This window comes from Pantoea sp. X-Soil-YNGN-844 (assembly GCF_059730595.1).
In genome coordinates this window covers 205,151-216,754 of record NZ_AP036008.1, presented here as the reverse complement: position 1 = coordinate 216,754, position 11,604 = coordinate 205,151, and the positions used below count along the sequence as shown (strand labels likewise).

The 11,604-nt window shown below is 54.0% G+C and carries 13 protein-coding genes and 1 pseudogene; 3 read left to right on the top strand and 11 right to left on the bottom strand.

Annotated elements, in window-relative coordinates:
• Positions 1-214: 214 nt before the first annotated feature.
• Complete coding sequence (locus tag AC6I8C_RS19865; RefSeq protein ID WP_497823757.1) at positions 215-688, bottom strand: hypothetical protein; 474 nt, start codon at positions 686-688, stop codon at positions 215-217.
• Between the two features lie 202 nt (positions 689-890).
• Entirely contained in the window at positions 891-1,550 is a 660-nt protein-coding gene (locus AC6I8C_RS19860; protein WP_497823535.1) for a DUF1345 domain-containing protein, read from the bottom strand.
• A gap of 807 nt (positions 1,551-2,357) precedes the next feature.
• Here AC6I8C_RS19860 and AC6I8C_RS19855 point away from each other — a divergent pair.
• Positions 2,358-2,741 (top strand): annotated as a pseudogene (locus AC6I8C_RS19855) (helix-turn-helix domain-containing protein); the annotation flags it as partial.
• A 53-nt stretch (positions 2,742-2,794) separates the two neighbouring features.
• On the opposite strand, the gene AC6I8C_RS19850 reads toward AC6I8C_RS19855, so the two are convergent.
• Positions 2,795-3,586, bottom strand: a complete 792-nt coding sequence (locus AC6I8C_RS19850; RefSeq protein WP_497823534.1) for a carboxymuconolactone decarboxylase family protein — start codon at positions 3,584-3,586, stop codon at positions 2,795-2,797.
• Positions 3,555-4,040: a (R)-mandelonitrile lyase gene (locus AC6I8C_RS19845; protein WP_497823533.1), complete on the bottom strand. Its 486-nt coding sequence runs from the start codon at positions 4,038-4,040 to the stop codon at positions 3,555-3,557. The genes AC6I8C_RS19850 and AC6I8C_RS19845 overlap by 32 nt, the downstream gene beginning before the upstream one ends.
• A gap of 130 nt (positions 4,041-4,170) precedes the next feature.
• Here AC6I8C_RS19845 and AC6I8C_RS19840 point away from each other — a divergent pair, with 130 nt between their 5' ends.
• A complete protein-coding gene (locus AC6I8C_RS19840; protein ID WP_497823532.1) occupies positions 4,171-5,061 on the top strand; it encodes a LysR family transcriptional regulator in 891 nt (296 codons plus the stop codon).
• Between the two features lie 116 nt (positions 5,062-5,177).
• A complete protein-coding gene (locus tag AC6I8C_RS19835; protein ID WP_497823531.1) occupies positions 5,178-5,648 on the top strand; it encodes an OsmC family protein in 471 nt (156 codons plus the stop codon).
• Between the two features lie 190 nt (positions 5,649-5,838).
• Here the strand turns inward: AC6I8C_RS19835 and AC6I8C_RS19830 are convergent, their stop codons facing one another.
• From AC6I8C_RS19830 to AC6I8C_RS19800, 7 genes are all read right to left on the bottom strand, one after another.
• On the bottom strand, positions 5,839-6,531 hold the full coding sequence (locus AC6I8C_RS19830) for an amino acid ABC transporter permease (RefSeq protein WP_497823530.1): 693 nt from the start codon (positions 6,529-6,531) through the stop codon (positions 5,839-5,841).
• A 15-nt stretch (positions 6,532-6,546) separates the two neighbouring features.
• Positions 6,547-7,251, bottom strand: coding sequence for an amino acid ABC transporter permease (locus AC6I8C_RS19825; RefSeq protein ID WP_110332196.1), 705 nt, complete (start codon positions 7,249-7,251; stop codon positions 6,547-6,549).
• 64 nt (positions 7,252-7,315) lie between these two features.
• The gene (locus tag AC6I8C_RS19820) at positions 7,316-8,131 is read right to left on the bottom strand and encodes a transporter substrate-binding domain-containing protein (protein WP_033784750.1); all 816 of its coding nucleotides are present in this window, start codon (positions 8,129-8,131) and stop codon (positions 7,316-7,318) included.
• 20 nt (positions 8,132-8,151) lie between these two features.
• Positions 8,152-8,889 carry an amino acid ABC transporter ATP-binding protein gene (locus AC6I8C_RS19815; protein ID WP_497823529.1) on the bottom strand — a complete coding sequence of 246 codons (738 nt, stop codon included), beginning with the start codon at positions 8,887-8,889 and terminating at the stop codon, positions 8,152-8,154.
• A gap of 12 nt (positions 8,890-8,901) precedes the next feature.
• On the bottom strand, positions 8,902-9,468 hold the full coding sequence (locus AC6I8C_RS19810) for a peroxidase-related enzyme (RefSeq protein ID WP_497823528.1): 567 nt from the start codon (positions 9,466-9,468) through the stop codon (positions 8,902-8,904).
• Complete coding sequence (locus AC6I8C_RS19805; protein ID WP_497823527.1) at positions 9,465-9,947, bottom strand: CMD domain-containing protein; 483 nt, start codon at positions 9,945-9,947, stop codon at positions 9,465-9,467. The genes AC6I8C_RS19810 and AC6I8C_RS19805 overlap by 4 nt, the downstream gene beginning before the upstream one ends.
• Positions 9,944-11,398 carry an NAD(P)-binding domain-containing protein gene (locus AC6I8C_RS19800; RefSeq protein WP_497823526.1) on the bottom strand — a complete coding sequence of 485 codons (1,455 nt, stop codon included), beginning with the start codon at positions 11,396-11,398 and terminating at the stop codon, positions 9,944-9,946. The genes AC6I8C_RS19805 and AC6I8C_RS19800 overlap by 4 nt, the downstream gene beginning before the upstream one ends.
• Between the last annotated feature and the right edge of the window lie 206 nt (positions 11,399-11,604).

Sequence of the window (11,604 nt, the reverse complement as noted above, 5' to 3'; positions counted from 1 at the left end):
ATCAGTAAAAAGCTGGCGATATGACTCACAGACTGATTACCGGTAGTGTACTTCCCGGCCCTTAAACACAACCGGAATGGCGCATCAGGGGCATCTGGCTGAGAGGAAAAGGATAAGGCATTACACTGCGGCTGTGCATCTTTTGAGAACAACAGTGACCGGCCCGGCTGCAGCCGGTCAAAGCAGGAAGCGTGTCAGACCTGCTAAGCAAAACTTATTTTTTTTCCCAGCGTGTAGAAACCGGATTGGTTACGCTGTTTTTTTCCTGCGTATAGGTGCCATTCTGCTGCGCGATGGCCTCGCCGGTATCCACAATCGCGTTCTGAATAAAAACGTTCTGCTTTTCATTTCTGATAAAGGTTAACTGGTGAAAGGCCGTTTTATTGCCCCAGTCGGATGAAGGCAGTGAGATAAAGCGTACGGTGAAGGTTTCATCATCAAACCTGCCCTGCATGACATAAACGCCGTAATGGTTTTCACCCTGAGAAATGATCTTATAGGTGCCGTTATCGTAGTAATAAATCTCCGCATCCGGAAATGGCTTTTTGTCATACATTTTGCGGTAGTGCAGCACTTGTTTGATGGTGGGCTGACCAAAGCTGACGGTAAGCTTGTTACCCTCTGCTGATGTCGTCAGACCTTTAGCGTGAACACTGCTCATCAGCATTAACAGGCTGGTAGTGATCATGGCGGTGGTTTTCACTCTATTTCTCCTTATCGGATTTGGGGGACAATAGCGTAATACTCCCCGGAACTTACACGGCAGCAGGTAACAGGTGAAGAGGCAGATAACACCTTATTACACATTGTTATTATCACGACAGGTGACCAGATTATTGCAGAAGCTCATGCCGGGTAAACGTTGCCCGCTGTCGATTGATGTAAACAGCCTAATTAAGCAAACTGGCGCCGACATTGACCGATAAACCCAGAATAGCCAGGTTAAAAATAAATGAGATAACAGACTGCAATAACGCCAGCTTGCGCATTTCTGTTGTTCCGGTGGCGACGTCTGCCGTCTGCGAGGCAACCGCGATGGTGAATGAAAAGTAGAGAAAATCCCAGTAGCCAGGATTTTTCGTTTTATCCGGAAAGATCAGCGGACTCACGCTGTTATCCCGGTAAAGATAGTGCTGATGGGCATAATGCATCGCAAAAGCGCTGGGTAACATGGCCCAGGATGCAATCAGCGTCATTGCCGTCAGCAACAAGTGCAGCAGTCTCGGCGTGCCGGTGAGACCTTTAAGCGTGGGAAGTTCACTTAGTATGGCCACTATGCTGACGATACAGGCCACGATCACAATGCCCAGCACCAGTGCAGCACTCTGATCCTGCTGTTGAGCAATGCGCCTGATGCCCGTCGCATCGGTACGCAGCATGCGAAACCAGAGAATACAAAGATAGAGCCAGGCCCAAACATTCCAGCTTATCAGTAACCGCTGCATCTGCCCCGGTTGATCGGAGAGCAGAAAATAGCATATCAGTCCGGCAGTGATGGAGAGCAGTAGCCGCAGGCGTGCATAAAGCGTGGAGGTTAAAGATGTCGGCATCGTACACCATTGTGATGTAATCAGAGTGATATCAACTGTAGTTAAAATCAGGTGAAGATCATGTACTAAGCATTAATTCTTACACTTTTAAAGTAGTGCTGTGGGTTCAATGCCGAATCATGAAAAGTGTAAAACAGGTCAGCGCAAGGTGTTATATAGACAAACGCCACCTGACGCTGAAATTTATAAATCATAACGTTGGCTCTGACACGATGTTAAAGCGACTGTTTCAGGGTATTTGCATAGTTACACAGCATTTAATAATCCGGAATCAGTCATTAAACATGCAAATAAATGGCTGAGAGCTTTGACAGTCATCTCTGGCACATTAATTCAGTCGAGCCAGTCGGCTTAATAGATACTATTAATATCTGCTCCAAAGGGAGCAAGGAAGAAATGGTAGGCTCAGGCACACTATTTCCTGATAATTCTGAAACTGAGTGTCAGACTATGGAAATATAGCGCTGTGATTAAGTATTAGCCTGATTTTCTGTATAATTACGTATTCGTTTACACAGACGCTTTCTCTGTACATAACGGTTTGTGTTTTGATCTTTGAAATTCAATGAGGCTCTGGAAATTTATGGATGATGTTGATCTGGCTTAGGAACGCGAAGAAGCGCATCTTGCCGCCTCGCTGGCAGCCCGTAAGACCAAACTTACCAGTCCCAACGGCTTATGCGTCTGGTGCAAAGATGAAGCTGTCGTAGCCGAAACGGCTTTTTGCTCAGCCGAGTGCGATGAGGATTATCATAAGTATCGCCGTGAGCAGAGTCAGCGTATTAGCTGACATTCCTGATTAAGTTCGATCGCCTCCGGCAGATTGCAGCGGTGGACGGGCACGGCTACCGGATCGGCAAAGCCATTGACTGGCTCAAGGTGAACTTTGCGTCCTCTCTGCGGGTTGAGGAACTTGCCAGCCGGGTTCAGATGAGCACGCCCTCTTTCCATCATCATTTCAGGCAACTGGCTGGCATGAGTCCGCTGCGTTATCAGAAATGGCTGCGGCTCAATGAAGCCCGGCGTCTGATGCTGAACGAACACCGGGATGTGGCAACCGCAGCCTTTACCGTCGGCTATGAAAGCCCCTCCCAGTTCAGCCGCGAATATACAAGAATGTTTGGTGTCTCTCCGAAAAGGGACATTACCACGCTGCGTAATGCCGCCAGTAATACGCTCAATGCATCGTAATGTCTTTCCGGCCGGGGATCCGGACAGGAAAAATGTCCGGAACACAGAAGTATTTAACCGGCGAGAACTGAGTCGAGAGCTGCCTGCAGCCGGTCAGCGCTGGCCTGTTCGTCATTCTCCATAAAGAACGCCACCAGCTCCGCAAGCTGAGACTGCGTCACGCCCACATTCATGCTCATATTCAGGTGTGCTTTCAGCTGCGGCTCGGTGCCAGGCATGGCGGCCAGCATCCCTGTGGTAGCCAGCTCGCGGCTTTTCCAGTCCAGGTTGTCGCGACTGAAAATATCGCCGAAAAGATGCGTCTTCAGATACTCGTCTGCAGCCGGGGCAAACCCGAACAGGGGCCCGCTGACCGGCTTTCCGACCAGCGCGGTCTGGTTTTTGGTGCCCGCTGCCAGCATCTCCTCTGGCTTTGGCAACGGACCGGGCAGCCGGCCTTCGTCGTCCTGAATGCCCTGTGCTCTGCGTGAATCGATGACCTTCATCAGCTCGCCCAGCGCGTTCAGGCTACGGGGAAAACCGGCATAAGCATAAAGCTGAACCAGAATTTCACGGCAGTCACTGATGCTCAGCCCGGCATCCAGTCCCTGCTGCAGAGCGTTGTTCAGCCCGGGCAGATTACCCTCTGCGGCACGGGTCGCAATAACAGCCATGTTTTTATGCTGTGCGGTAAGAAGCTGTTCCTGTGTTTCAGACATCATGTCGGTCCTTTTCGGTGCGTCAGGAAGGGAAGCAGTGGCAGCGCTGAACGGCAAAGCCAGCGCGGCACACAGCATGACAACGAAGCAGAGGCCCCGCTTCATCAGATTACGTTCATGACCTGTCAGCTGAGGCATACTGCTCATCCGTGACCTGCTCCATCCAGTCAACGACCTTGCCGTCCTGGGCTTCGGCGATGGCAATATGGGTCATGGCCGTCTCCGGTGCTGCCCCATGCCAGTGCTTAACGCCGGTCGGTATCCACACCACGTCGCCGGGCCGGATTTCACGCACCGGACCACCCCACTCCTGCACCAGGCCAGCGCCAGCCGTCACGATCAGCGTCTGACCCAGCGGATGCGTATGCCAGGCCGTGCGGGCAGAAGGCTCGAACGTCACGGTAGCCCCGCCGATACGCGCAGGCTCAGTGCCCTGAAAGGGTGAATCGATACGAACCGTTCCGGTGAAATAGTCTGACGAACCTTTGACGGAGGGTTTTGCTCCGCTTTGCATAATCGTAATCATCGGGATGATCTCCTTTGCGTAGGTGACTGAAACAGACAGTGCCAGGGACACTGCAGCAACGGCAAGTCTCTTCATGCAGGCTCCGTTTTTCAGAACGAGAAAAGCCGGATGCGGACATCACACCCGGCACTTTTTTAGTGTAGGCCTGGCTGGATTGGTTGATAAGATAGGTAAATCTGAATGCTTATGTGCATGGTATGCAACAATGACAGCTGAAAATCTGAACGACCTTCGCGCTTTCACGATCGTGGCGCGGGAGAAAAACTTTACCCGTGCGGCCGCTCAGCTTGGCATGTCACGCTCCGGCCTGAGTCATGCTATAACGGCGCTGGAAGCACGGCTGGGCGTCAGACTGCTGACGCGCACCACGCGCAGCGTGTCGCTTACACAGGCTGGGGTACGCCTGTTTAGCACCCTCCAGCCAATGCTGAGCACACTCGACAGCGAGCTGGTGGCTCTGCGCGCCCTGAGTGAGAAGCCGGCAGGAACCGTGCGCATCACCGCGCACGATCACGCTATCGACTCCATCCTCTGGCCCCGGCTACAGCCTTTGCTGAAACGCTTTCCGGACATCCAGATAGAACTGAGTGTCGATTATTCGCTGACGGATATTGTGGCGCAGCAGTTTGATGCCGGCGTCCGGCTGGGGGATATCGTCGATAAAGACATGATCGCCGTGAGGATTGGCCCGGACTTTTACATGGCTGTGGTGGCTTCACCGGACTACCTGCGGGGAAAAAACCTGCCTGCGGTGCCCACTGATTTAACGGCACATCAGTGCATCAACCTGAGGCTTCCTACACACGGAGGGCTCTATGCCTGGGATTTTGAACAGGAAGGGAAACCGATAACGGTGCGGGTGACGGGACAGACCGTTTTTAACAACACCTATCTTATGATGCAGGCGGCCCTGGACGGTCTGGGATTTGCTTATATCCCGCTGGATCTGGCACAGCCGCATATTACATCGGGTAAGCTTATTCCGGTGCTTGAAGCCTGGTGGCCGCAGTTTCCGGGATATCATCTTTATTATGCCAGCCGACATCAGCAGGCACCGGCGCTGGCGGAAGTCATTGCAGCGCTGCGTTATCGCTGACGTCAGCAACACAGTCATGCATTAAGTGAACCTGGCTTACAGGTGTGAACTGACTCGCTTTCCTGAAACACCTCATCCAGAGAGTCCATTTTTATCATCAATAAGAGAGGCGGAACATGGAACATCATTATACATCGCGTATCTCCTGGACCGGTAATTTGGGTACGGGCACATCGGGCTATAAGGCCTATGCAAGGACATGGGACATCGCTATAACCGGCAAAGACATTATCCACTGCTCCAATGATCCGTTACTGGGTGGCGATGCCAGTAAAATGAATCCAGAAGACCTCCTGATCTCCTCTCTTTCTGCCTGTCACATGCTCTGGTATCTGCATCTTGCGTCAGATGCCGGGATCACGGTTCTGAAATATGAAGATTCACCGATAGCGACAGGTGAAATTTTACCAGGCGGCGCGGGTCGCTTTGTTTCGGCAATTCTGAGACCTGAAATCACCTTAGCAGCGGGTAGTGATCCCGACTCAGCGATGGCTATTCATCATGAAATTCACAAAGTCTGTTTTATTGCCAGATCGGTGAATTTCCCTGTTTTTTATGAGCCTGAATTTGTCATCGGTCATCTGTAATAAGTCCATCGTCTGTAACAACGCGCAGGCTAATATTCCTGGGTCACTCAGGAGCCTGATTGAGCGGCATAAAAAAACCGGCAACAGAACGTTGCCGGCTTCTTATAGAGCTACTGGATCGTTCAGCTGATCCTGAATCGATCGGCAAAAGTCACATGGAACGGCCCATTTATGACAACATGCTGATTATTCAGGTGCGCACGCGCAGCGCAGCCTCAATCCTGTCGGCAATCTTAGTGACCACGTAAGCAATCACCATGTAGAACACCACCGCAATCAGGAAGGCTTCGAGATAGTAGAAGTTCAGTGCCGCCGTTAATTGTGCCTGAGCAAAGATATCCACCACTTCAATGGCAAACGCCAGCGACAGGGCTTTCATGATCACCATAAAGGCATTCGCCAGATCGGGAATCGCCGCCACAATAATCTGCGGGAACATGACACGACGAAACAGCTGCCCCCCGCTGTAGCCGAGTGACAGGGCGGCATCCGATTGACCGCTGTCGAACGAGTTCAGCGCCCCTTTCCACACTTCAGCCTGGAATGCTGCGACACAGGCGCTCAGCGCGACAATAATGATCACCCAGTTCGGGAGTGAATGGGCATTAACCTCAACGCCAATCAGCGTAGCAACAAAGTGCAGCGCCGGTGGCAGGCCGTAATAGGCGAGGAAAATCACCACCACCATCGGCACGCCTTTAAAGGTGATTTTGTAGGTGATCACCAGCTGGCGCAGCACCAGAATGCGGCGATGCTCAATAAACGCAAACAGCCCGCCCAACAGTGTCGAACAGATAAACACCGTTACCGCCATCAACAGCGTCACCGGCACGGCATCCAGAATGCTCCAGAAGTCCGGCAGCAAAACCTCAGCATCAAACATGGTTTTCTCTCCTCATCAGACGCTGGTGGTGAACTTCACGCGCGGTGCAGACTTAGAGCTGTACTTCGCATGACGTTGTTCAAAGAAGCGGATAACCAGCCACGCCACACCGCACAGCAGTGAATAGAGCACGGCCAGCACCAGATAGGTGCCAAACTGATACTGGTTGTAATCGCGCTCCATGATCAGGTGCGCGGTCGCCATCACATCTGCGGCCCCGATATACATCACCAGCGCCACGTTATGAATCAGATAGATAATGGCATTGCCGTAACCCGGTAGCGCAAAGTGCACCGCCTGTGGGCCGATAACGCGCAGCATTTTCTGGCGGAAGCTGTAGCCAAGGCTGTCGGTGGCGTCGTGCTGACCCCGCTCAACCGCCAGGTACGCCGGGCGCATCACTTCAGACAGATAACCGCCGTGATACAGGCTCAGACCAATCATCGCCGCCACGTTGGCCGTGAAGAAGTCGCTGAAGCCAAAGTTATCGGTAATCAGTGGCATACCGTAAAAGGCAACAAACAGCTGCAGCACCACGGGCACGCTGCGCGCATAGGAAACGTAGAGATCGGCCAGCTGGCTGATCACGGGAATACGGCGCACGCGAAACAACGTCGCGATGAGCGCCAGAAAGAACCCGACAATCATCGCCACAAACATGATGCCGAGCGTCAGAGGCAGCGCCGACAGCAGTTCTGGAATCATGGAGGATAGATTCACGGTGAAACACTCCTGCTAAAAAGGACAGCATGCGCCCGGTTCAGCGCCGGGCGCAGTGAATCTGTTACTTCATGTACTTCGTAACGTCTTCGCCAAACCACTTCTGCGCCAGCTTATCCAGCGTACCGTCCGCCTTAAGCTCTTTGAGGGTTTTGGCGATGTCATCATTCAGTGCCTGGTTCTCGGCAGAGCGGTGGATCAGCACATAGGTGTTGTTAATCGCCACTGGCTCACTGGCTTTGATCGCCAGCTTCTGGTTGTCGATCACCGTCTGCTCGCCCAGATTTGAAGGCAGGATCAGCGCGTCATATTTACCGTTCTGCACTTCTTTCAGACGATCCGGGTAAGGTACGCCAGCGCTGGAGGCTTTAATGGTGATTTTGTCAGTCGGGTTCTCCTGCTGCCACTGGGTGACAAACTTATACACGCCACCGCCTGCGGTTACCGGCACGATATTTTTGCCGACCAGGTCTTTCATGCCATTGATATTGCTGTCGCTGCGGCTGTAAATCTTCATCAGGCTGGCACCCATCGGTGCATCCGGGATCAGGAACTGTTTGCTGCGCGCAGGCGCTTTATAGTAGCCGCCCGTCGCCATGTCGTACTTGCCGGTCACCAGACCGGTTTCCTGAGCGATGTCCGCCGCGCCTTCCATCACAAATTTATACTGTGGCAGCTTCGCATTGATGGCTTTCAGCACATCCGGCTCGTAGCCCTCCGGCTCATGGCCGATTGCGCCCCATGACAGCGGTTTCGATTCTGCTGCGGTGGCGATTTTGATCGTGCGTACGGCGTCAGCAAAGCTGTTGCCGCTGATCAGGGCCAGCGCGATGATGCCAGGCGCGGCCAGGCGACGTAATGTAGTTTTGATTGCAGGCATGTCACTGATTCCTTTATTTATTAGAATACTTTTTCTGAGTTGAGGAACTGGGCAAGGCGTGGCAGCGCCGGGTTATCAAACATCTCTGCAGGCGTTCCCTGCGCCGCGACCACACCCTGATCCATAAACACGATGCGATTCGAAATGCTTTTCGCGAACTGCATTTCGTGCGTCACCAGCAGCGAGGTAATGCCGGATGACGCCACATCTTTAATCACTTTAAGCACTTCACCCACCAGCTCGGGATCGAGCGATGAGGTCGGTTCATCAAACAGCATCACATCCGGCTTGACCGCCAGAGCACGGGCGATACCGGTACGCTGTAACTGGCCGCCAGAGAGCTGCGACGGATAGTGATCGCGTTTTGCCCCCAAGCCTACACGCTCCAGCTCCTGCACGGCGATGTCGCGCGCCTGCTGCTTAGTTTTACGCTGGATAACGATTAGCGGATCCATCACGTTTTCCAGCACCGTCATGTTCTTAAACACGTTGAACTGCTGAAATACCATCGCGGTGCGCAGACGGATTGCCTGAATCGCCGCTTTGTCGGGGGACTGATAGTCCATGCGAATCTGATCCAGCTGAATCGTCCCCGCTGACGGCTTCGCCAGATAGTTAATGCAGCGCAGTAACGTGGTTTTGCCGGTACCACTTGGCCCGATAATCGATACCACATCGCCGCGCTTTACTGACAGATCGACGCCTTTCAGAATCGGGTTGCTGCCGTAAGCGAGCGTAATATTGTTGAGTTCTAACATCCGGTGCAGCCCTTATTTGTTCAGGTCAGCATGGCCGAGCACATGCATCAGACGGTTGGCCCAGCCAAAAATGGCGATAGCATGAATCAGGTCGATAATTTCCTGATCGTTCATCCCAACGGCGCGCAGCGCGGCGACATCGTCCGGCCTGGCCTCCGACGGCGTGACGGACAAACGGCGCGCAAAGTGATAGATGGCCGCGTCGCGTTCCCCTAATACATCCGCCCGATCAAAATAGATGGCACTGACCACGGCGTCGCTGTCGGCCAGTTGAACATGACGGCGCGCATGCACCACCGCACAGTAGCGGCAGCCATTAACGATTGAAGCACCGAGTGCGCCCAGCTCACGATCCGCACGGTCCAGGCCACCTTCAACGTACATAATGGCGTTGAACAATCCGGTGCGTGCGGTATAGCTCTCCGGATCGTGGACCAGCGTGCGGACGTACTCTGAGATTTTCTTGTTGGACGGCGTCACTTTCATCGCATCAAGCTGCGCCGGTGTCGCCTGGTCAACATCCACTGGCGTGATGTAGGGATGCCAGTGCAGTGGCTTGAGATTAACCGACGGAATCATGCGGACCTCATCAGACGTAAGCCAGCCGCAACGCGCGTCTGGAAGTTAACAAAGGCGATCAGTTCAGAGAGCGCAACAATCTGCGGATTGGTTAATCCGGCCTGTTCCAGCAGACGAATATGCTGTTCGGTCGCCTGAATCGGTTGCTGTGTCACCAGGTCGGTGTGGCGTGCAAGCGTAGCCAGCGGCTCTTCATGCACAACGTCACCCGCAGCGAGCGCGAGTAGCGCTTCTGACGGATGTAACGCCGCCAGTTGTGCCTGATAATCACGCTGCAGCGGCACGTCGTCATTCATCACCGCCATACGCCGGGCCAGCGCCAGGCGCAGATCCGCAGGTAAACCCTGTTCATCTTCCGGTGTCAGCACGGACAGACGGCACGCTTCTGCGCCTTCCACAAATTCGGGACGCAGGCGACGTGTCTGATACAACGCCTCATCTGGTGTTAATCCGGCGGCCTGATCAATAGCGTCGCTCACAGCGTGTTCTCCTGTTTTAGTAGCGGGGTTGAATCCACCCATTCATCGCCCTGCAATTCAGGGGTGTCAAAAGCTTGTAAGCTGGCGAAGTGCTGATCGACATCTTCGGCAAACAGCGAGGCAGCAATGCCGCGCACCAGACGATCGGCACCTGCGCTCACTGCCGGAATGTCGCCGGAGACTTTGCCGTGCGTCAGCATCGCAGCATCGTTAAAGCAGTGGATGTGTGCCAGCATCGGGCAGGCACCTGGCGTTAATTCGCGAAACTCAAACGAAGGGCCGAGATCCGGCGCTTCCAGCAGGCTGTGACGCGCAGGCCCCATCTCTGGCTGATAGCGACCGTCGGCCCAGCTACGGATATGCGGCGCGATGGCAGCAAACTCCGGGCGGCCATGGAAATCGTTGGTAAAGCCGGTGGCGGCGATCAGGAAGTCATAGCGCAGTGCGCCCTGGGTGGTTTCGATCAGCAGGCCATCTGCTTCCTGCTTAACGGCATTAATGCCGCAGTCGAGGAAGAAACGCGCATTATCATGACGTGACACGCGCAGGGTTGAGGAACGTGGCGGCGGGGTTTGTGTCGCGGCGGTGTAATCGACAAATTTCCATTTCCACGCATCCGGCAACTGATGCATGCCGTGCACCACGCCCTGGCTGCCAATGCCGGTCATCTTGTTAATTCGCGGCATCTCTTTACGACGAATCAGCAGATCCACTGCGCTCGCGCCCTGCTCCAGTGCGGTCGCCGCGTTATCCATCGACGAGGCCCCTGCGCCAATTACTGCAACGCGTTTGCCCTGCAATGCTGCAAAATCGATGTCATCGGCGGAGTGCGCCCAGAACTGGCGGTCAATGCCTTGCACGAAATCCGGTACGGCAAAACCGCCGAGTCCTGAACGTCCGGTGGCCAGCACCAGACGACGTGTGTAAACGCGTCCGGTTTCGGCACCGTCCAGATCCAGCGCAATGAAATCTCCGGCCTGCGCGATATTGCTGACGCGCACGTTGTTCTGCACCGGCAGATTCAGCACCCGGCGATACCAGATCAGGTAATCCATCCACTGCGCTTTCGGGATCTTGTCCAGCGCCTGCCATGCTTCATTGCCCCACTGCGCGGTGAACCACGCACGGAAGGTCAGTTGTGCGAGACCCAGTGCCGGGCCGTGCAGCGATTTCGGCGAGCGCAGCGTTTCCATGCGCGCAAAGGTAATCCACGGCCCTTCCAGCCCTGCAGGTGCAGCGTCATAGGCCACGACATTGCTGATGCCGGTGAGCTGTAATTTCGCCAGCGTTGCCAGACCGCACATGCCCGCACCAATCACCACTACGTCGCGCACAGGCGCAGTCTGGAAGGTGTGTTCCGGTACCCACGATTTAGCAGGCAGTTCCAGAAATTCCAGATCCTGCTGAAGCTGAGCTTCAAGTGCTGCAAGACCTTTGGCGGCATACGTCATAGAGCAATTTCCCTGGTGTCAGCGATCGCCTGAGAGTGAGCGAAAACGGTTAAATGCGCCAGTGACCGTGCCCTTTTAATTATCCCTTATAAACATAATAGGCGGCTAACAATCATCAAAACGCATAGTAAGAGCTAAGTTTTCGCATAATCCTCCTGCCCCGGATCGGAGTCAAGAATTGTGCTCAGGGTTTAACCAATGGATTT

Excerpts from the sequence above, each read along its gene's own strand:
- AC6I8C_RS19845 (WP_497823533.1), bottom strand. The coding sequence starts at position 4,040 with ATGAAGAGACTTGCCGTTGCTGCAGTGTCCCTGGCACTGTCTGTTTCA.
- AC6I8C_RS19830 (WP_497823530.1), bottom strand. The coding sequence starts at position 6,531 with ATGTTTGATGCTGAGGTTTTGCTGCCGGACTTCTGGAGCATTCTGGAT.
- AC6I8C_RS19865 (WP_497823757.1), bottom strand. The coding sequence starts at position 688 with ATGATCACTACCAGCCTGTTAATGCTGATGAGCAGTGTTCACGCTAAA.
- AC6I8C_RS19815 (WP_497823529.1), bottom strand. The coding sequence starts at position 8,889 with ATGTTAGAACTCAACAATATTACGCTCGCTTACGGCAGCAACCCGATT.
- AC6I8C_RS19840 (WP_497823532.1), top strand. The coding sequence starts at position 4,171 with ATGACAGCTGAAAATCTGAACGACCTTCGCGCTTTCACGATCGTGGCG.
- AC6I8C_RS19820 (WP_033784750.1), bottom strand. The coding sequence starts at position 8,131 with ATGCCTGCAATCAAAACTACATTACGTCGCCTGGCCGCGCCTGGCATC.
- AC6I8C_RS19835 (WP_497823531.1), top strand. The coding sequence starts at position 5,178 with ATGGAACATCATTATACATCGCGTATCTCCTGGACCGGTAATTTGGGT.
- AC6I8C_RS19810 (WP_497823528.1), bottom strand. The coding sequence starts at position 9,468 with ATGATTCCGTCGGTTAATCTCAAGCCACTGCACTGGCATCCCTACATC.
- AC6I8C_RS19860 (WP_497823535.1), bottom strand. The coding sequence starts at position 1,550 with ATGCCGACATCTTTAACCTCCACGCTTTATGCACGCCTGCGGCTACTG.
- AC6I8C_RS19850 (WP_497823534.1), bottom strand. The coding sequence starts at position 3,586 with ATGAGCAGTATGCCTCAGCTGACAGGTCATGAACGTAATCTGATGAAG.
- AC6I8C_RS19800 (WP_497823526.1), bottom strand. The coding sequence starts at position 11,398 with ATGACGTATGCCGCCAAAGGTCTTGCAGCACTTGAAGCTCAGCTTCAG.